Annotated in this window: 18 protein-coding genes; 13 read left to right on the top strand and 5 right to left on the bottom strand. The window is 65.8% G+C overall.

Going from position 1 to position 20,067, the window contains the following annotated elements; translation table 11 throughout:
• The first annotated feature begins 102 nt into the window (after window positions 1-102).
• Both ASE88_RS03305 and ASE88_RS03300 read left to right on the top strand, forming a co-directional pair.
• Window positions 103-1,512, top strand: a complete 1,410-nt coding sequence (locus ASE88_RS03305; RefSeq protein ID WP_235527795.1) for an APC family permease — start codon at window positions 103-105, stop codon at window positions 1,510-1,512.
• Complete coding sequence (locus ASE88_RS03300; RefSeq protein ID WP_055876009.1) at window positions 1,509-2,285, top strand: polyphosphate kinase 2 family protein; 777 nt, start codon at window positions 1,509-1,511, stop codon at window positions 2,283-2,285. Before ASE88_RS03305 ends, ASE88_RS03300 begins: the two co-directional genes overlap by 4 nt.
• A gap of 4 nt (window positions 2,286-2,289) precedes the next feature.
• Here the strand turns inward: ASE88_RS03300 and ASE88_RS03295 are convergent, their stop codons facing one another.
• The gene (locus tag ASE88_RS03295; protein ID WP_055876006.1) at window positions 2,290-3,000 is read right to left on the bottom strand and encodes a carbonic anhydrase; all 711 of its coding nucleotides are present in this window, start codon (window positions 2,998-3,000) and stop codon (window positions 2,290-2,292) included.
• Window positions 3,001-3,110: 110 nt separating this feature from the next.
• Between ASE88_RS03295 and lipA the strand changes: the two genes are divergently transcribed.
• A complete protein-coding gene (gene lipA, locus ASE88_RS03290) occupies window positions 3,111-4,037 on the top strand; it encodes a lipoyl synthase (RefSeq protein ID WP_055876003.1) in 927 nt (308 codons plus the stop codon).
• On the top strand, window positions 4,037-4,510 hold the full coding sequence (locus tag ASE88_RS03285; protein ID WP_055876000.1) for a type II toxin-antitoxin system RatA family toxin: 474 nt from the start codon (window positions 4,037-4,039) through the stop codon (window positions 4,508-4,510). The genes lipA and ASE88_RS03285 overlap by 1 nt, the downstream gene beginning before the upstream one ends.
• Here the strand turns inward: ASE88_RS03285 and ASE88_RS03280 are convergent.
• Genes ASE88_RS03280 through ASE88_RS03270 form a run of 3 tightly spaced genes read right to left on the bottom strand, consistent with a single transcriptional unit; the run spans window position 4,456 to window position 6,655 of the window.
• Window positions 4,456-4,971, bottom strand: a complete 516-nt coding sequence (locus tag ASE88_RS03280) for a CinA family protein (RefSeq protein ID WP_056476312.1) — start codon at window positions 4,969-4,971, stop codon at window positions 4,456-4,458. The two genes, ASE88_RS03285 and ASE88_RS03280, sit on opposite strands and share 55 nt — an antisense overlap.
• The gene (locus ASE88_RS03275) at window positions 4,971-5,495 is read right to left on the bottom strand and encodes a hypothetical protein (RefSeq protein WP_055875994.1); all 525 of its coding nucleotides are present in this window, start codon (window positions 5,493-5,495) and stop codon (window positions 4,971-4,973) included. The genes ASE88_RS03280 and ASE88_RS03275 overlap by 1 nt, the downstream gene beginning before the upstream one ends.
• Entirely contained in the window at window positions 5,492-6,655 is a 1,164-nt protein-coding gene (locus tag ASE88_RS03270) for a bifunctional 2-C-methyl-D-erythritol 4-phosphate cytidylyltransferase/2-C-methyl-D-erythritol 2,4-cyclodiphosphate synthase (protein WP_056475394.1), read from the bottom strand. Before ASE88_RS03270 ends, ASE88_RS03275 begins: the two co-directional genes overlap by 4 nt.
• 91 nt (window positions 6,656-6,746) lie before the next feature.
• On the opposite strand from ASE88_RS03270, the gene dusB reads away from it, so the two are divergent.
• The 7 genes from dusB (at window position 6,747) to hflX (ending at window position 15,886) form a co-directional block, all read left to right on the top strand.
• Window positions 6,747-7,745, top strand: coding sequence for a tRNA dihydrouridine synthase DusB (dusB, locus tag ASE88_RS03265; protein WP_056475391.1), 999 nt, complete (start codon window positions 6,747-6,749; stop codon window positions 7,743-7,745).
• Window positions 7,732-8,796, top strand: a complete 1,065-nt coding sequence (locus ASE88_RS03260; RefSeq protein WP_235527793.1) for a two-component system sensor histidine kinase NtrB — start codon at window positions 7,732-7,734, stop codon at window positions 8,794-8,796. Before dusB ends, ASE88_RS03260 begins: the two co-directional genes overlap by 14 nt.
• Window positions 8,793-10,244 (top strand): nitrogen regulation protein NR(I), encoded by a 1,452-nt coding sequence (gene ntrC / locus ASE88_RS03255; protein WP_056475385.1) that lies wholly within the window; start codon window positions 8,793-8,795, stop codon window positions 10,242-10,244. Before ASE88_RS03260 ends, ntrC begins: the two co-directional genes overlap by 4 nt.
• 52 nt (window positions 10,245-10,296) lie before the next feature.
• Entirely contained in the window at window positions 10,297-12,567 is a 2,271-nt protein-coding gene (locus tag ASE88_RS03250; protein WP_056475383.1) for an ATP-binding protein, read from the top strand.
• A 4-nt stretch (window positions 12,568-12,571) separates the two neighbouring features.
• Window positions 12,572-13,948, top strand: a complete 1,377-nt coding sequence (locus tag ASE88_RS03245; RefSeq protein WP_055875978.1) for a sigma-54-dependent transcriptional regulator — start codon at window positions 12,572-12,574, stop codon at window positions 13,946-13,948.
• A 103-nt stretch (window positions 13,949-14,051) separates the two neighbouring features.
• Entirely contained in the window at window positions 14,052-14,597 is a 546-nt protein-coding gene (gene hfq, locus ASE88_RS03240; protein WP_082463259.1) for an RNA chaperone Hfq, read from the top strand.
• Complete coding sequence (hflX, locus tag ASE88_RS03235; protein WP_055875973.1) at window positions 14,594-15,886, top strand: GTPase HflX; 1,293 nt, start codon at window positions 14,594-14,596, stop codon at window positions 15,884-15,886. The genes hfq and hflX overlap by 4 nt, the downstream gene beginning before the upstream one ends.
• Here the strand turns inward: hflX and mazG are convergent.
• Window positions 15,867-16,601 (bottom strand): nucleoside triphosphate pyrophosphohydrolase, encoded by a 735-nt coding sequence (gene mazG, locus ASE88_RS03230; protein ID WP_055877079.1) that lies wholly within the window; start codon window positions 16,599-16,601, stop codon window positions 15,867-15,869. The two genes, hflX and mazG, sit on opposite strands and share 20 nt — an antisense overlap.
• A gap of 272 nt (window positions 16,602-16,873) precedes the next feature.
• Here mazG and ASE88_RS03225 point away from each other — a divergent pair, with 272 nt between their 5' ends.
• Together ASE88_RS03225 and ASE88_RS03220 are read left to right on the top strand one after the other, a co-directional pair.
• A complete protein-coding gene (locus tag ASE88_RS03225) occupies window positions 16,874-17,560 on the top strand; it encodes an ABC transporter ATP-binding protein (protein WP_055875969.1) in 687 nt (228 codons plus the stop codon).
• The gene (locus ASE88_RS03220) at window positions 17,557-20,061 is read left to right on the top strand and encodes an FtsX-like permease family protein (RefSeq protein WP_056475380.1); all 2,505 of its coding nucleotides are present in this window, start codon (window positions 17,557-17,559) and stop codon (window positions 20,059-20,061) included. Before ASE88_RS03225 ends, ASE88_RS03220 begins: the two co-directional genes overlap by 4 nt.
• The last annotated feature ends 6 nt before the right edge of the window (window positions 20,062-20,067 follow it).

The following is a 20,067-nucleotide window of genomic DNA, read 5'->3' as shown; positions in this document are numbered from 1 at the left end:
TGCGGGCGGGCCCCTCCCTCTCCCCGGAGGGGCGAGGGGAGCAAATGAACTTCCTCCAACCCCGTTAACCATGCAAATACCCCTGCACGATAAGGGGATGGCATGCGCGACGATCAGATGACACCGGCGCCGATCCCCGGCCGCAGTCTCGTCCGCAGCCTCGGCGTCATCGGCGTCCTGTTCCTCACGCTCTCCGTCGCGACGCCGGCATCGTCGGTGTTCGTCATCGTCCCCGGGATGCTCCAGGTCGCGGGCACCGGCGCGATCTGGGCGACGCTGCTCGCCGGGCTCGTCTGCGTCGCCACCGCCTTCGTCTATGCCGAACTCTCGTCCGCGTGGCCGGTCGCAGGCGGCGAGTACGTCGCGGTCGCGCATACGCTCGGGCCGATGGCGGGCTTCGCGATGCTCGGCGTCAACGTCTTCAATAACCTGCTCTTCCCGCCGGTCGCCGGGCTGGGGGTCAGCGCGGTGCTCGGCACGCTCGTCCCAGGCCTGCCGCAAATCCCCATCGCCGTCGCGGTGGTCGCGGGATCGACGCTGGTCGCGATCCTTCAGATCCGCGTCAACGCCTGGCTGACGGGGCTTTTCCTGCTGGTCGAGATGCTCGCGATCGGCGCGGTCGTCTGGCTCGGCTTCGCCGATGCCGTGCGCCCGTTCGGCGACCTCTTGCTCCACCCGGTGATGCCGCAAGCCGGCGCGCTCGTCCCCGCGTCCGCCGCCTCGATCGGACTCGCCACCTCGATCGCGATCTTCGCGCTCAACGGCTATGGCGCGGCGGTGTATTTCGGTGAAGAGATGCTCGACGCCCCCCGGCTGATCGCGCGCGCGATCATGGCGTCGCTCGCGTTGACCCTGCTGTTCGAGGGTATCCCGATCGTCGCGCTTCTCGTCGGCGCACCGGACCTCCACGCCACGCTCTCCGCCAGCGACCCGTTCGGGCTCCTCGTGGTCCTCCGTAGCGGCTCGGCGATGGCCGACTGGATCTCGATCGGCGTCGTCGTCGCGATCGTCAACGCGGTGATCGCGTGCATTCTGGCCTGCGCACGGTTCTTCTATGGGACTGCACGTGACGGATCGTGGGGGCGCCCGATCGACCGGTGGTTGGTGCAGGTCCACCCTCGCTTCGGATCCCCCTGGGTCGGCACGCTACTGGTCGGCGGGTTCGGGATCGTGGCATGCTTCCTACCGCTTCCGCTGCTGCTCGTGCTCAGCGGCACCGGCCTCGTCGCGATCTATGCGGGAATCTGCGTCGCAGCGATGGTCGGCAGACGCTCTGGCAAGACCGCGCATGCGCCTTACCAGATGCCGCTCTACCCGCTTGCGCCCGTGGTGACGCTGCTGGCGCTCGGCTATGTGTGCTGGACAAGCTGGTTCGATCTGGAGGAGGGCCGCCCCGGGCTGATCATGACCGCGGCCGAAATCCTGCTCTCGATCGCCTATTATTGGTTCGTCTTGCGTCGTCGTGGCCCCTGGAACGTTCATATTCCGACAGCGACGGAGAGAGATGCATGACGATCCATCTGGCCGATTACGAAAGTGGCGACGCCTACGACGGCAAATACAAGCGCGACCTCGCCAAACTTCAGGAGCGTCTCGAGCATATCCAGGTCGCGCACATCGTCGGGGGTACGCGCGCGATCGTCATGTTCGAGGGCTGGGACGCGGCGGGCAAGGGCGGGATCATCCAGCGGCTGTCGGCCGAATGGGACCCGCGCAACTACAAGGTCTGGCCGATCGCCGCGCCGACCGCCGACGAGAAAGCGCATCATTTCCTCTGGCGCTTCTGGAACCGGTTGCCCGCCAACGGCCATATCGCGGTGTTCGATCGCAGCTGGTACGGTCGCGTGCTCGTCGAGCGCGTCGAAGGGTTTGCGAGCGATGCCGAATGGCACCACGGCTATGACGAGATCAACGCGTTCGAGGCGCAGCAGGTCGAGAGCGGCACGACGCTGATCAAGCTGTTCGTCCATACCACCCAGAAGGAGCAGGACCGACGGCTCAAGGCGCGGCTCGACGATCCGTGGAAGCATTGGAAGACCGGGCTCGACGATTATCACAACCGGTCGAAGCGCGGTGACTATCTTGAGGCGATGGCGGAGATGTTCGCGCGCACCGATACCGCGACCGCGCCATGGTCGGTGATCGACGGTAATGACAAGAAGGCGGCCCGAATCGCAGCGCTGACGCTGATCGCGGACCGCCTTGAAGCGAGTGTGTCGATGGTTCCGCCACCACTCGACCCGAAGGTCGAGAAGGTGGCGAAGAAGGCGTTAGGCCTTCGCTGACCCGTTACGCTTTCGCGGATTTGGCCTCTGGTGCATCGGCCTGGATGAACTCGTCGTCCGCGTTGAGCAGCAGCATCTGGCCCTTGTCGATGCCGAAATAGGCGCCGCGGAGCGCCAGCGTGCCGGCGGCCTCGGCCCTTCTGACGAACGGGAAGGTGCGCAGATTGGCGATCGAGGTGCGAACGGACTCGAGTTCCATCTCACGGCCCGCCTGGTCGCTGTCGCCAAACTTGGCGATGACCTTCTCACGCGCGCCGTCGAGCAAGCTCACCCAGTCGGACACGAAGCCGCCGGCGCCATGGTCCGCGTCGGCAAAAGCCTGCGTCAGCGCGGCCTTGCAGCCGCCGCACTTCTCATGGCCCATCACGACGATCTCTTCGACCTTCAGCTGCGTAACGGCGAACTCGATGGCCGCCGACACGCCGTGATGGCCGCCACCAGTTTCGTAGGGCGGGACCAGATTTGCGACGTTGCGGACGACGAACACCTCACCGGGGAGCGTGTCGAAGATCTGCGCGGGTTCGACGCGGCTGTCGGAACACGCGATGATCATCACCTTCGGGCTCTGGCCTTCCTGCAGTTCCTTCCAGCGCTCGCGCTGCGCCTCCCAGGGGCCGTCCTTGAAGCGATGATAGCCTTCGATCATTTCCGGAAAATGAGTGGGCACGGTTAGCCTTTCGTCGATGGTTGCATTGCAACATGACAAACCTGTCATGTTGGAACTGGTTCCCAGGGAAGGTTTTATCCGCGCCGAACGGTGATTCCAAGCCGCCGAGGCGATCGGCCGCCATTGTCTCAAGGGCAGGGCGGGGCTATCTGGCGTCCATGAACGACATGACCCCGATGGCTGCGCCGGTTCGTGCGCGCAAGCCCGACTGGATCCGCGTCAAGGCGCCGACCTCCGCTGGCTTTGCAAAAACCCGCGAGCTGATGCGCTCCAAAAGCCTCACGACGGTGTGCGAAGAGGCAGCGTGCCCGAACATCGGCGAATGCTGGTCGAAGAAGCATGCGACCGTCATGATCCTCGGCGACACCTGCACGCGGGCGTGCGCGTTCTGCAACGTGAAGACGGGCATGCCGCGCGCGGTCGACGCGATGGAGCCGCAGAACGTGGCCGATGCGGCCGCGCAGATGGGCCTGAACCATATCGTCATCACCTCGGTCGATCGTGACGATCTGCCCGATGGCGGCGCGTCGCAGTTCGTGAAGGTTATCCAGGCGATCCGCGCGTCGAACCCGACCACGACGATCGAGATCCTGACGCCCGATTTTCGCAACAAGGCGCAGGCGGCGATCGAGTCGATCGTCGAGGCGCGTCCCGACGTCTACAACCACAATCTCGAGACGGTGCCGCGGCTCTATCCGACGATCCGCCCGGGCGCGCGCTATTATGCGTCGTTGCGGCTGCTGGAGAGCGTGAAGCGCCATGATCCGTCGATCTTCACCAAGTCGGGCGTGATGCTCGGGCTCGGCGAGGAGCGTCTGGAGATCCATCAGGTGATGGACGACATGCGCTGCGCCGACATCGATTTCCTGACGATGGGTCAGTATCTTCAGCCGACCCCGCGCCATGCGAAGGTTGCCGAGTTCGTGCCGCCCAAGGCGTTCGACGCCTATGCCTCGATCGCGCGCGCCAAGGGCTTCCTGCTGGTCGCATCGTCGCCGCTGACGCGGTCGAGCTATCACGCCGGCGACGATTTCGAGCAGTTGCGTGCCAACCGTGATGCCAAGCTGGGCGTTGTGCGCATCTGATGCCCAAGCATTCGGAAACGCGTCATTTGCCGTACACGCCTGAGCAGATGTTCGACCTGGTTGCCGATGTCGGCCGCTACGCCGAGTTCCTGCCCTGGGTCAGCGCGATGCGGGTGCGCTCGAACAGCGAGACCGAGACGCTCGCGGACATGATCGTCGGCTTCAAGGGCCTGCGCGAGACGTTCACGTCGCGCGTCGAGAAGGTCCGGCCGAGCGAACTCACCGTCGATTATGTCGACGGTCCGCTCAAGTATCTGCGCAACGAGTGGCATTTCCGGCCCGAGCCGCAGGGCTGCGCGGTCGATTTCACCGTCGACTTCGCGTTCAAGAACCGGATGTTCGAGATGATCGCCGGGCAGGTCTTTGGTGCCGCACTGCGCAAGATGATCGGCGCGTTCGAAACGCGCGCCGCGGAACTTTACGGCGCCGACGCGTCGGGCAGCAAGAGTTCGAGCGCCCACAACGCCGCCTGAAGCCGGATTCCGCCGCGTCCCAGATCGCCGAAGTCTTTGCGGTCGGCATGGACGTCGGACGGATCGCCGCCCTTTTCCGCGCGGCCGAACACGACCGTACCGACCGGCTTCTTGAGCGATCCGCCACCCGGACCGGCAACGCCGGTGATCGCGACGGCGATGTCCGCGCCCGATTGCTTGAGTGCGGCCTGCGCCATGCTCCAGGCGACCGCGATCGACACTGCGCCGAATGTCTCCAGCACATCCGAGCTGATCTTGAGTACGCCGAGCTTCGCGTCGTTCGAATAGGTGACGAAGCCGACCTCGAACACATCCGACGAGCCGGGTATCTCGGTCAGCGCCGCGGCGACCAGCCCGCCGGTGCAGCTTTCGGCGACCGCGACGCGGCGCCCGATCGCCCGGTTCTGTTCGATGACTTTCCGCGCGGCGTCGACCAGTTCGGCGGGAAGGATGGTATCCATCAGCGAGTCTCCACCGGGCACAGGGGCAGCGAGGCGACCGAGATAGCACCCCCACGCGTCTTTTGCGATTTGAGGTAGCGCAGCGTCTCGACGACGATGCCGGCGGTATTGCGCGGGGGCAGCGGGTCGAGCAGCGCGACGAGCCGGTCGATCGTCGCGCAATCGCGCAGCGCGATCCGCCCGACGATCTGCGGCACGAGCAACGTCGTCAGCAGGGGGCGGGCAAAGTCCGAATCGAGCAACGCGTCGACCGCCGGGTCGCTCAACTTGACGATCGCCGCGCGCGCCGCCGGCCATGCGCGCTCGGCTTCGGTCTCGTACCGTCCGATCAGCGTGCTCGACTGGCGCCGGATCAGGCTGGCCGCGGGTAACTGCGCCGCACAGACGCGTCCTGTCTCGCGGAGAATGTCGGGCATCGCGACCAGCGTCAGCGATTCGGCCTCCGCGCCGGTCAGGCAACGCGGTTGCGCCACCGCCGGGCTCGCGAGAAGCGCTGTCGCGACGAGTGCGGCGATGATCTTCATGCGGGCGCACCGGGAACGCGGACGGTCGCGACTGCCTGCGCCGCGATTCCCTCGCCGCGGCCCGTGAAGCCGAGCCGCTCGGTGGTCGTCGCCTTGACGCTGACACGGTCGAGCGTGAGCCCGAGCAGGTCCGCGATCCGCGCGGTCATCGCCGCGCGGTGCGGCCCGATCTTGGGCGCCTCGCACATGATCGTGAGGTCGACGAAGTCGATCCGGCCATGCTTGTCGGCGATCAGCTTGGCGGCGTGCTGGAGGAACTGCGCGGAGTCGGCGCCCTTCCACTGCGGGTCGCTCGGCGGGAAATGCGTGCCGATATCGCCCGCCGCGATCGTGCCGAGCAGCGCGTCGGTCAGCGCGTGGAGCGCGACGTCCGCATCGCTATGCCCCGACAGCCCCTTGTCGTGCGGGATCAGGACGCCGCCGAGCCAGAGCTCTTCGCCGGTTTCGAGCCGGTGGACGTCGAAGCCCATCGCGGTGCGGGTCTCGTACGAGGTCTTGGCGGCGACGCGCGCTTCGGCGGCCGCGAAATCTTCGGGGTGGGTGACTTTCTCGAGCATCGCCGAGCCCTGCACCAACGCGACGCCGACGCCAAGCCGTCGCACCATCTGCGCATCGTCGGTCGCCTCTTCGTCCGCGGGCCAGACGGCGTGCGCGGCCCGCAGCGCCTCGACCGCGAACGCCTGGGGAGTCTGGACGCGGTTGAGGTCCGCGCGCGGCACGATGTCGCCGAGCAGGACGCTGCCGCGCGCGAGCGTATCGGTCACCGGGAGAACGGGGATGGCCGCATCCCTGGTCTTCAGGGCGGCGACGAGCGAAGCGATGACCGCGGCAGACAGGAACGGGCGCGCCGCATCGTGGATCAGCACATGCGTCGCCGCGCCGACCGCCGCGAGCCCGTTCGCAACCGACTCGCGCCGCGTCGCACCGCCGACGACGATCGTCGCATCGCCCCCGAGTGCGTCGACCGCCATGTCCTGCTGTCCGTCGGCCACCACGACGATCGTCTCGACGATCGCCGGATGCGCGGCGAATGCGTCATACGAATAGGCGATCATCGGTCGTCCGCCGATGCGTGCATATTGCTTGGGAACCGCGCCCCCGGCGCGCACGCCGGTTCCCGCGGCGACGATGATCGCGACGATACGCTGTCCATGTGCCATCCCCGCGCCCTAGCGGTTCGTCCCGATACTCGCCAGTCTTGCGGCACACCGCAGGACAGGGTAGGGCGATGCCTCTTTTTCAGGCACATCCATGCGTAACTTGACCCCTATCCAGATCGGTCCCGTCCGGATCGAAAGTCCCGTCGTGCTCGCGCCGATGACCGGCGTCACCGACATGCCGTTCCGCACGTTGGTGCGACGCTATGGCTCGGGCCTCAACGTCACCGAGATGGTCGCGAGCCAGGCGGCGATCCGCGAGACGCGCCAGTCGCTGCAGAAGGCCGCGTGGGATCGGCTCGAGGAGCCGGTGTCGATGCAGCTTATCGGCTGCACGCCGTACGAAATGGGCGAGGCGGCCAAGCTCAGTCAGGATCGCGGCGCGGCGATCATCGACATCAATATGGGCTGTCCGGTGCGCAAGGTCGTCAACGGCGATGCGGGCTCGGCGCTGATGCGCGACACCAAGCTCGCCAGCGCCATCATTGAGGCGACCGTCAAGGCGGTCGACGTCCCCGTGACGCTGAAAATGCGGATGGGCTGGTGCCACGACAGCCTCAACGCCCCGGATCTCGCGCGGATCGCCGAAGACCTCGGAATCAAGCTGATCACCGTCCACGGTCGCACGCGCAACCAGATGTACAAGGGCAGCGCGGACTGGGGCTTCGTCCGCAAGGTCAAGGACGCGGTGAGCGTGCCCGTGATCGTCAACGGCGATATCTGCACGATCGAGGATGCCGAAGCGGCGATGGACCAGTCGGGCGCCGACGGCCTGATGATCGGCCGCGGCAGCTATGGCCGCCCGTGGGTGCTCGGCCAGGTGATGGAATGGTTCGCCACTGGCCGCCGCATCGAAGACCCGTCGATCACGGAACAATATGACGCGATCGCCGGGCATTACGAGGCGATGCTCGAACATTATGGCATCGAGACCGGCGTCAACATGGCGCGGAAACATATCGGCTGGTACACCAAGGGGCTGCCGGGTTCGGCCGAGTTCCGCAACAAGGTGAACCAGGTGCCCGACCCCAGGCAGGTCAAGGCGATGCTGGCCGAGTTCTACGCTCCCTGGCGCGATCTTGCCGCAGCGTGACACCAGTCCACGCGGACGGCCGGGCTTTGCGGAGCTGTTCGCGGCGCTGCCCGTAGCGGTCGTCGTCGTCGATCCCGATCACCGCGTCGCGCACGCCAACGCGCTCGCCGAGCAGTTGCTGAACCTTTCCGAGCGCTTGATGATCGGGCAGCCGCTCGGCGCGATCATCCCGCCACCCGATGATTCACGCAACCGCGACGGGCATGGCCTGGCCGTCTATGATACGGAGATCGCGACCGCGCGCGGCGTCAAGATCCGCGTCGATTTCGCCGAGACCCAGATCGCCGATTATCCCGGCTGGCGCGCGATCACGCTGCATTCCGCCGCGACCTCGCGCCGCCTCGGCCATTCGGCAGACCGCGCTGCCGGCGCACGGGCCGCGGTCGGCGCCGCGGCGATGCTGGCGCATGAGATCAAGAACCCCTTGTCGGGCATCCGCGGTGCGGCGCAATTGCTCGGTGCGGGCGAACTCACCACGCTGATCGTAACCGAGGTCGACCGCATCGCCGCATTGATCGACCGGATGCAGGATTTCAGCGACACCCGGCCCCTGCCGCTCTCCAGCGAGAACATCTACCCGTTGCTCGGCCATGCCCGCCGGCTCGCGCTGGCCGGATTCGCGCGCGGTATCGCGATCGAGGAACGTTTCGATCCGTCGCTCCCGCCCGCGCAGATCAACCGCGACGCGCTGCTCCAGATCGTCATAAATCTTCTCAAGAATGCGCGCGAAGCGGTTCGCAACGAACGCGAACCGCGCATCGTCATGACCACCGCCTACCGCCACGGGATCACCGTCAGTTCGGCGCCGGGCAAGCCCCGGCTGCCGCTGCCGATCGAGATCTGCATTTTCGACAACGGCCCGGGCGCACCCGCCGACATCGCCGACCATCTGTTCGATCCGTTCGTCTCGGGCCGTCGCGAAGGGCAGGGGCTCGGCCTCGCACTGGTCGACAAGCTCACGCGCGACATGGGTGGCATCGTCCAATACGCCCGCGAAGGAAATCCCGAGATGACCGCGCTCCGCCTGTTGCTCCCCAGAGCCGCGTCATGAGTACCGTTCTGGTCGTCGACGACGACGCCGCGATCCGGACCGTCGTCGCGCAGGCGCTGCGCCGGGCAGGGCACGACGTCACGGTCGCCGACAGCCTCGCGCAACTCGAGCGCGCGTTGGCGGTGTCAGTGCCAGACGTCCTCATCACGGACGTCATCCTCCCCGATGGCGACGGTATCGAGCATGTCCGCAGCGTCGCCGCGCGTTTTCCCTTGCTGCCGATCATCGTCCTCTCCGCGCAGAACACGCTGACCACCGCGGTCCGCGCGGCCGAAGTCGGTGTCTATGAATATCTCCCCAAGCCGTTCGACCTCGACGTGCTGACCCGCGCGGTCGCGGGGGCGCTGGCGCGTGGCGGGATGGTGTCGGAGGACGCGCTCCACGACGCGGACCGCGCGCTGCCGCTGATCGGGCGATCGGCGGCGATGCAGGACGTCTATCGGATCATCGCACGCGTCGTCTCGAACGACCTGACCGTGCTGATCTCGGGCGAATCGGGCACCGGCAAGGAGCTGGTCGCGCGTGCGATCCATGATCTGGGTCCCCGCTGTGCAGCCCCGTTCGTCGCGATCAACATGGCGGCGATCCCGCGCGAACTGATCGAGGCTGACCTGTTCGGGCATGAACGTGGCGCGTTCACGGGCGCGGCAACGCGCAATGCCGGGCGGTTCGAACAGGCATCGGGGGGCACGCTGTTCCTCGACGAGATCGGCGATATGCCGATGGAGGCGCAGACCCGGCTGCTCCGGGTACTCCAGTCGGGCGAGTTCACGAGCGTCGGCGGGGCCCGCACGATTCGTGTCGACGTCCGGATCGTCGCCGCCACGAACCGCGACCTGTCGGCGCAGGTCGCCAACGGCCAGTTCCGCGAAGACCTGTTCTATCGTCTCAATGTCGTACCCATCGCACTCCCGGCGTTGCGCGAGCGTCGGCAGGATATCGCCTTGCTGGCCCGCCACTTTCTCGATCATGCCGCCGTGCAGGGGTTGCCGCGGCGTCAGCTTGCCACCGACGCGATCACGGTACTCGGCGCGCATCATTGGCCTGGGAACGTCCGCGAGCTTGAAAATCTCATGCGCCGTATTGCCGTTCTCGCGCGCGACGAGGTGATCGGCGCGGATGCGATCCGGACGATGATCGGTACGCATGCGGGCCCTGAGGAGACGGTCGATGTCGAAATAGGCCAGGCGGTGCGCGCGATGATCGACCGGATCGCGCGCGAAAATCCCGCCTCCCTTGACGACGGCACGCTGTACGAGCGCGTGATCGGCGAAGTCGAACGCCCGCTGATCGAGGCGATGCTGGCGCGGCATGGCCAGAACCAGCTGCGGGCGGCGCGCGCGCTTGGCATCAATCGCAATACGCTGCGCAAACGGCTCGACACACTTGGCATCGACATCGACAACGGCGCCGATGCGCAGCGTGCCCGGGAAACAGAACGTCGCTGATTCTGTCATTATGTGGTTTCCCGGCAACGGTTGACGTTGTATCGGGGCAACGATGATCGCTTCCGCGACGCTACCATTGGACAATGACGAGCCCGCGCCCCGGTTCGCGGTGACGCCTGCGGTCGAGGCTTTGGTGCTCGGGATCGCGATCGCGATCGCGGCGACCAGCTATTTCGTCATCACCGGATCCGACGCACCACAGCGTGTGCTCGCGCCACCGCTCGTCGCGCTGCTGCTCGTCGCCAATCTCGTGCCGGGGATAGCACTGCTCATGCTGCTCGGGCGGCGCGTGGCGATGCGGCGTGCGGCGCGTTCGCCGGTCGGTGGGGGCGGACGGCTCCACGTGCGCCTCGTCGCGCTGTTTTCGATCGTCGCCGCGGTGCCGATGCTGCTGGTGACGATCTTTGCGTCGTTGCTGTTCCAATATGGTGTCCAGTTCTGGTATTCGGACCAGGCGCGCGGGATGCTCGAGAATGCGACCGCGCTCGCGCAATCCTCCTATGCGCGCCAGCTTAGCCGCTGGGAGGAAGCGACCGTGACGATGGCTGCGGACATGTCCGGCTATCTCGAGGCGAAGTCGCTCCAAAGCCCCGATTTCTCGGGCTATTTCCTGCAGCAAGTCTATTATCGCAGCCTGTCGGAAGCCGCGTTGTTCAAGGTCACGCCGCAGAACGAAATCCAGACCTTTGCGGTGGTCGATCCCTACAAGATCGATTTCGCCCGCCAGGTCACGCCGCAATCGATCGCCCAACTCCGTGCCGGCAAGCCATCGGTCGTCGCGGTGACCGGCGACCGGATCCAGACGATCACGCTGATGCCGGGGTCCGACGAGCTGTTTCTGTACGCGGGTCGCGTCGAGGACACCAAGCTGCTCTCAAGCCAGACCGTGCGCGCCAACGACGTGCTGAAGAGCTACCGGTCGCTGCTCGCCCGCTCGCGCAGCTTGCAACTGCGGTTCAACGCCGCGCTGTTGCTGATCTCGCTGCTCATCGTTGGTTTTGCGGTGTGGATCGCGCTGGCCGTGGCGGATCGTCTCGTACGGCCGGTCGGCGAGCTCGTCGACGCCGCGCGCCGGGTCGCGAGTGGCGATTTGACCGCCCGCGTCCCCGATCCGCGCAGCCGTGACGAGGTCGGCACGCTTGCCAATGCGTTCAACCAGATGACCGGGCAGCTCGAGGCGCAGAACACCGAGCTCGTCACCGCGAACGGTCAGCTCGAAAACCGTCGCGCGCTGATCGAGGCGGTGATGGCGGGCGTCTCCGCGGGCGTCGTCGCGACCGGGCGCGAGCGGACGATTACGATCGCGAACGATTCTGCGACGACGTTGCTCGGCACCGGCGCCGGTGGCCTGGTGGGCCGGCGGCTGGTCGATGTCGCGCCCGAACTCGACGCGATGCTCGATGGCGGCGACCGCGAGGCGATCGTCGAGGTCGGCCAGAGCGGCGACGTCCGCACGTTGGCGGTACGGATCGCGCGCGCCGCGACGGGCCCGATTCTGACCTTCGACGATATCACGCAACAGCTGCTCGATCAGCGTCGCGCGGCTTGGTCCGACGTCGCGCGGCGGATCGCGCACGAGATCAAGAACCCGTTGACCCCGATCCAGCTTGCTGCCGAACGTCTGCAGCGCCGGTACGGCGCCAAGGCCGAGATGCAGGACGGCACGTTCTCGCGGCTGACCGACACGATCATCCGCCAGGTCGGCGATCTGCGCCGGATGGTCGACGAATTCTCGTCGTTCGCGCGCATGCCCAAACCCGTCTTCCGCGACGAATCGCTGGTCGATGCGGCCCGTCAGGCGCTTTTCCTGCACGAGGTGGCGCATCCCGCAATCGGCTTCCATCTCGTCAACGACGATCCCGGGCTGACGCTGGTGTGCGATCGTCGCCAGATCGGGCAGGCGCTGACGAACCTCGTGAAGAACGCCGTCGAAGCCATTGAAGCGACGGGTGAACCCGGCGGGGCGGTGACGATGACGTTAAGCCAGGAGCCGGGCCGCAGCGTGACGATAGCGCTGGCGGACACGGGGATCGGCCTGCCTGCCGACCGCGACCGGATCATGGAGCCCTATGTCACCACGCGCGCGCGTGGCACGGGCCTCGGGCTTGCTATCGTCAAAAAGATCATCGAGGAACATTGCGGGACGATCGGATTCTCCGACCGACCGGGTGGCGGCACGTGCGTCACCATGATTTTCGATACCAGGGCGCTGACGGCGCTCGACCAGGGGGGCCTCGATCAAGGCGGGCTCGACGCACGAGGGCCGCTACCCGAGGGGGCAGGGGACGGCCAACTCGCCACCATGACTCGCAACCGGACATGATTTGATGGCGCTCGATATTCTCGTCGTGGATGACGAACGTGACATTCGCGAACTGGTCGCCGGCGTCCTGGAGGACGAAGGCTATGCCACGCGCGACGCTGGCGACAGCGATTCCGCGCTGGAGGCGATTGCCGCCCGGCGACCATCGCTGGTCTTGCTCGACGTGTGGCTGCAGGGCTCGCGGCTCGACGGGCTCGAATTGCTCGACGAGATCAAGCGCCGCGATCCGTCGATCCCGGTGCTGGTGATCTCGGGCCACGGCAATCTCGACACCGCGGTCGCCGCGATCCGCCGCGGCGCCTCCGACTTCATCGAAAAGCCGTTCGAGGCCGAGCGCCTGTTGCTTATGGTCGCGCGCGCGACCGAAACCGAGCGGCTGCGGCGTGAGGTCGCTTCGCTCCGCGCGACGGTCGGTCGCGAGACCGATCTGACGGGCAGCTCGGGATCGATCAACGGCGTCCGCGCCACGCTGAAACGGGTTGCCGCGACCGGCAGCCGCGTGCTCATCATGGGCGGCGCGGGGGTCGGCAAGGAGGTCGCCGCGCGTCTGCTCCACGGTTGGAGCCTGCGCACCGACGCGCCGTTCATCATCGTCAGTGCCGCGCGGATGACTCCGGAGCGCGTTGACGAGGAACTGTTCGGCGTCGAGGAAGCGGGCGATCTCGTTCGTCCCGGTTTGTTCGAGCAGGCGCATGGCGGGACGTTGTTTCTCGACGAGATCGCCGACATGCCGATCACCACGCAGGCCCGGATCCTCCGTGCGCTGACCGACCAGAGTTTCACGCGCGTCGGCGGCACGCGGGTCGTGAAGGTCGACGTCCGTGTCGTCTCGGCGACGGCCCGCGACCTCGTTTTCGAAATCGCCGAAGGACGCTTTCGCGAAGACCTGTATTATCGCCTCAACGTCGTGCCCGTCACGATCCCGCCCTTGTCGGATCGCCGCGAGGACATACCGGCGCTCGTCCAGCACTTCATCGCGCATTATGCATCCGAGCGGCGCGTGCCGACTCCGGAGATCGCGCCGGATGCGATGGTTGCGCTGCAATCCTATGATTGGCCGGGCAACGTCCGCCAGCTCCGCAACGTCGTCGAGCGCACGATCATCCTCGCGCCCGGCGACCGGATCGGCCGCATCGATCTCGATCTGCTTCCCGCTGAAGTACTCGGCGACCAAGGCGAAATGGGCGCGGCTGGTGGCACCGCTATCATGGGATCTCCATTGCGCGAAGCACGCGAGACGTTCGAGCGCGAATATCTCCGCGTCCAGATCCGACGATTTTCGGGCAATATCTCGCGCACCGCCAGCTTCATCGGCATGGAGCGCTCGGCGCTGCACCGCAAATTGAAGCTGCTCGGTATCACCGAAACGCGCGACGAATAGCATGCCGCATTTTCGTCCCCCTCTGGACGTAGGGGGGTGGCGATCATAGATCACTGTCTGTGCCCGGTAATCGGGCGCATCTCCGACGCCGGGAAACGGCGCCTTGCGAGCAAAGTCTCGCCAAAAACAAAGGGTTACCCCATTGGCCGAAAAAGCAGGCTCGCTCCAGGACGTATTCCTGAACGCACTTCGCCGCTCCAAGACACCTGTCACGATGTTTCTCGTCAAGGGCGTGAAGCTACAGGGTATCGTCACTTGGTTCGATAATTTTTCCGTCCTGCTGCGCCGCGATGGCCAGTCCCAATTGATCTACAAGCATGCGATCTCGACAATCATGCCCGCTGGACCGATGGATATCTCGGGCATCGTCGAGACGGTTGGCGAGACGCAGAAGAAACATCCGTTGCTGCAGGACATCTTCCTGAACGCGGTGCGGAAGTCCGAAGACAGCGTGACGATGTTCCTGATCAACGGCGTCATGCTGCAGGGTCAGATCGCGGGTTTCGACCTGTTCTGCATGCTGCTCCAGCGCGAAGGCATGGCGCAGCTCGTTTACAAGCACGCGGTCTCGACGATTCAGCCAGCACGGCCGCTGAACCTTGCCGAAGAACCGACTGACACGGATGATGATGGGGACGATGACGATTGAGTAGTGGTTTCGAGCGCGATCGCGACGAGTTCACCCGGGGCACGCGCGCGATCGTCGTGCTGCCGGACCAAGGCGATGCGTCGCGCGATGTCGACGCGCGCCTTGCAGAGACGGCAGGTCTGGCAGCGGCGATCGGCGTCGAAGTCGTCGAACGAATCGCCTACCGCGTCCGCCAACTAAAGCCGGCAACGCTGATCGGCAGCGGTCAGGTCGAGCTTCTCGCCACCCAGGTGCGGATGGAAGAGGCGGGGCTCGTCGTATTTGACGCGAGCCTCAGCCCTATCCAGCAGCGCAATTTGGAGAAGGCGCTCGGCACCAAGGTCATCGACCGCACCGGCCTGATTCTCGAAATCTTTGGCGAGCGGGCTGCGACCGCGGAGGGTCGGCTGCAGGTCGAGCTCGCGCATCTCGATTATCAAGCTGGCCGACTCGTACGCAGCTGGACTCACCTCGAACGCCAGCGCGGTGGCTTCGGCTTTCTCGGCGGCCCGGGCGAAACGCAGATCGAGGCGGATCGCCGCCTAATCCGCGATCGGATGGCACGGTTGAAGCGCGAACTGGAGCAGGTCAGCCGTACCCGTGGTCTGCACCGCGAGCGGCGGCAGCGTGCGCCTTGGCCGGTGATCGCGCTGGTCGGCTATACGAACGCGGGTAAATCCACGTTATTCAATCGCTTGACTGGTGCCGACGTCATGGCGGAGGATCTGCTGTTCGCCACGCTCGACCCGACTCTTCGGCAGATTCAACTGCCTGGTATCGACAAGGCGATCCTGTCGGACACGGTGGGCTTCGTTTCGGACCTGCCGACCCAGCTGGTCGCTGCGTTCAAGGCGACGCTTGAGGAGGTGGTATCCGCCGATCTGCTCGTCCATATTCGCGACATTGCGCATCCCGATACGGAGGCACAGAGGGCCGACGTAGAATCGGTATTGTCCGAGATCGGCGTCGACGAGAACACGCCGCGGTTCGAGGTCTGGAACAAGCTCGACCTGCTCGATGCCGAGACGCATGACGAGATCGCCGCGCAGGCCGCCAATCGCGACGACGTCGTCGCGATCTCGGCGCTGAGCGGGGAAGGGGTGGGCATGCTGATCGCTCAGGTCGCCGCCAAGCTGACCGGCGCGCATCGACGCTACCGGATCACGCTCGATGCGACCGACGGGGCGGGGGCCGCATGGCTGCATGCGCATGGCGAGGTGCTCGACAGCGAAGACGACGAACTCGAGACGACCTACGATGTGCGGTTGTCCGAAACCGATTATGATCGCTTCACCCGCCGCGACGCTTGACCTCCTGCCATAGGCCCTCCTTCTGATCGAGCGTCATGGCGGCGAACGCCTCGCCGCCGCTGACCTCGATCGCCCGGAACCTGGCCTCGAATTTTGCATTTCCGTCGCGTAACGCGGCCTCCGGATCGACACCGAGATGCCGTGCCCAGTTCGTAACGGCAAACAGGAGATCGCCGATCTCTTCTGCCACCGTAGCTGAACTCGCCTCACGAACCTCTTCAATTTCCTCGAAGATCTTCGCGATAGGGCCCTCTGCGTCGGGCCAGTCGAACCCGACGCGCGCTCCGCGCTTCTGCAGTTTCTCGGCGCGCGACAAGGCGGGCAGGCCGATCGCAACGCCGGCGAGCGCGCTTCGATCGCATTTTGTCGCGCGCTCGCTGGCCTTGATCGTTTCCCATCCCGGCGATGACGCTGCATTGCCAAAGATATGCGGATGACGACGTTCCATCTTATCGCTGATCGCCGCGACGACGTCTTCGAGCGTGAAGGCGCCCGATTCCTCGGCAATCCGGCTGTGAAACACGACCTGCAGAAGTAGGTCGCCCAGTTCGTCCTTGAGATCTGTGGGATCGTTGCGCGCGATCGCGTCCGCGACCTCATACGCTTCCTCGATCGTGTAGGGTGCGATCGTTGCCCAGGTCTGCACGCTATCCCACGCACAGCCGTCGACCGGATCGCGCAACCGCGCCATGATGGACACCAACCGCTCGATCATCGGAAACACCTGCGCGTCATTAGCCTGTCGCTGGTCCCCATAGCGCAGGGGTGATCGGGAATGCGAGGTTCATTCCGTTATCCGTATCGATGTGCACCCAGGGGAAAGACCAAAAAAATTCGCAGGTAAATTAAGATCGATAATATGTATTATGTAAAATAGACATTGGTATCTGGATTGCCTGATCATCAACCGCGCATAACGCCGACAAAGCAATCTACCGCAATTCATCTGCCCTGTCCCGGCTGCCGCACGCGTGGCATGAACGACCCATGATCGACGATGTTCTTCTACGCGTCACCGGCCTCGCAAAGTCGGTACCCGGCGGCCGTGAACTGTTCCGTGACCTCGACCTTGTCGCGCGATCCGGCCAGCTTATCGCAATCGTAGGCGAGAGCGGTGTCGGCAAATCAACACTTCTCAATATCTTCGCCGGGCTCGACGGTGCCGACGCCGGGCATGTCGCCGTCGAGGACATTGATCTCGGATCGCTCGATGAGCCCGCGCTGACGCGCTTGCGCGCGACCCGGATCGGCTTCGTGTTCCAGGCCTTCCACGTTTTGCCCTATTTGACGCTGCGCCAGAACGTAGCGTTGCCGCTTGCGCTGGTGTCCGCCGATCGTAGCGCGATCGGCGCGCGTGCCGATATTATGCTCGACCGCGTTGGCCTTGGTGAGCGCGGCGACGGCTACGCACGCGATCTCTCGGGCGGCGAATTGCAGCGCGTCGCGATCGCCCGCGCCCTGGTCCATCGCCCGGCGATTATCCTCGCCGACGAACCGACGGGCAATCTCGATCCGGACACAGCCGCCAGGATCTTGGCGCTGTTTTCCGACGCCGTCCGCGAAGACGGCGTAGCAGCGATCATCGTCACGCATTCCGAAGCTGCAGCGGCGATCGCCGATGTCGTCCTGACGCTGACCGCGACCGGCTTGACCGAACGCCGGGGCGTCGAGTGATACTCGCTGCCCGTCTGGCGGTGCGCTGGCTCATCGCTGGTGAGTGGCGTGCGCACCCTGCCCGCCTCGCGCTTACCGCCGTGGCAATCGCGATCGGGGTCGCGCTCGGCTTTGCCGTCCACCTCGTCAACGGCTCGGCGCTGTCGTCTTTCGAAGGCGCGCTGCGCACGGTCAACGGCAGTGCCGACCTCCGCGTGACAGCGACGAGTCCACTCGGCTTCGATGAAGCATTCTACGCCAAGGTCGCAAATGCTCCCGGCGTTGCCGACGCCAGCCCCGTGGTTGTCCTGCGTGCCACGATCGCCAAGACCCGCGTTACGCTGTTGGGGCTCGATGTCCTCCGTGCGGCGCAGGTCACGCCGTCACTGGTCGGGATGACGCCAGTGGGAATCGACCGCCGGACCGACGCCGCCTTCGACGGCCAAGCACTGTTCCTCTCGTCGGCCGCCATGCTGGCGCTGCGCACCAGTCCTGGCAGCATGCTGACCGTCACGGCAAACGGTCGCACCGTGCCGCTGGTGGTTGCCGGTGCGCTACCGGGCATCGCCGAGGATGAGATGATCGGTGTGATCGACATCGCGACCGCGCAGTGGCGTTTCGGCCGGCTCGGTCGACTCGACCGGATCGACGTCAAGCAGCAAGACGATGTGCCGGCGGCGGCGCTCACCGCTATCCTGCCCCGTGACGCTTCAATCGGTACCGCCACCAACGATGCGACACGCAGTGATGCTCTGTCGCGCGCATACCGCGTCAACCTCGACATGCTCGCGCTCGTGGCGTTGCTGACCGGTGGCTTTCTGGTTTTCTCCGCGCAGTCGCTGTCGGTCGCCCGCCGGCTGCGGGCGTTCGCGCTAATTCGGACATTGGGATTGCCGAAAAGTGGGATCATCGCCGCGGTCGCGCTCGAAGGGCTGATGATCGGCGTGATCGGTGCCGCGCTCGGGCTGATCCTCGGCTATGCGCTGGCCTATGGCGCGTTGACGAGGTTTGGCGGCGACCTCGGGGCAGGGTATTTCGCCGACGGCAGCGTCCGGATGCGTTTCGCCCCGCTCGCCGCGATCGGTTTCTTCATGCTCGGATTGCTCGCGGCGGTCGCGGGTAGCGTCCTCCCTGCCCGCATCGCCGCCCGTGCGGCACCCGCGGCTGCGCTCCGTAATACTGGCGATGTCATCGATCCCCGGACGCCCGTCCCGTGGCGTGCTGCCGCCATCCTCATCGTGTTCGGTGGCGGTGCGGCGCTGCTTCCCCCGATCGGTCGCCTGCCGCTGTTCGGCTATGCGAGCATGGCGCTCATCCTCTCGGGCGGCATCGCCGGCATGCCGTGGTTTGCGCGGACGCTTCTCGCGCCGCTGGCGCGACGACCGGGCCGCGGTATCGCGACCGATCTTGCGGTCCGCCATCTCCACGGTGCCCCTGGTCAGGCGGCGACCGCGTTGTGCGGGATCGTCGCCAGCACCGCGCTGATGATCGCAATGGCAGTGATGGTGACCAGTTTTCGCGGCGCCGTCGATGACTGGCTCGGCCAAATTCTGTCGGACGACCTGTATCTGCGAGTCGACGGCGGCACAGGGTTCGACCCTGCCGCGCAGGCCACATTGCGCGCGACACCCGGCGTTGCGAGCGTTGCATTCAGCCGGCAGATCCCGCTCACGATCAAGCCCGATCGTCCGCCAGTGACGCTGATCGCCCGTCCGGTCGCAAAGGGAGTAGATCCGAGCCTGAAGCTGCTCGACACGACTGATGATTTTCCGGCGGGCACCACGCCTGTATGGATCTCCGAGCCCGCCGCCCGGCTATACGGCTGGACGGTTGGAACGCCGGTCATGCTCCCGCTCGCCGGTCGCTACGCCGTCGCCGGGATCTGGCGTGACTATGCGCGTCAGCAGGGCGCGATCGTCATCCGCGATACCGACTATGCGCGCGTGACGGGCGATCTCACCCGAACGGAGGCTGCGATCACGCTTGCATCGGGCGCGGACCCGAACCGCGTCGCACGTGCGCTGATCACCGGAACGCCCCGCGCGCTCGCCAACCTCGTATCGATTGCCCGGCCGGCTACGCTCCGCCGTTATGCGCTAGAACTCTTCGACCGGAGTTTCGCGGTGACGTATCTGCTCGAGGGCGTGGCGATCCTGGTAGGTCTTGCAGGCGTAGCCGCGACCATGTCCGCACAGACGATCGCCCGCACCCGAGAGTTCGGGATGCTCCGCCATATCGGCGTGTCAAAGCACCAGATCGTCGCGATGCTGGCAAGCGAAGGCGCGCTGCTCGGGCTGGTCGGCGGCGTTGCCGGCATTGCGCTCGGCGGGGTCATGGCGCAGGTTCTGGTACACGTGATCAACCCGCAATCCTTCAACTGGACGATGGCGACGCGTGTCCCCTGGACGATAGTCGCGAGCGTCGCGATCGCGCTCGTCGCCGCGGCGGCGGGCACCGCGACGCTAGCAGGTCGCCGCGCGATCGCCGCCGATGCGGTTCGTATGGTCCGGGAGGATTGGTGATGCGCG

The sequence above is a fragment of the Sphingomonas sp. Leaf38 genome (assembly GCF_001421825.1).
Taxonomy (GTDB): domain Bacteria; phylum Pseudomonadota; class Alphaproteobacteria; order Sphingomonadales; family Sphingomonadaceae; genus Sphingomonas.
The sequence above is the reverse complement of the archived record's forward strand: the minus strand, read 5'-3'. Positions and strand labels throughout refer to the sequence as shown.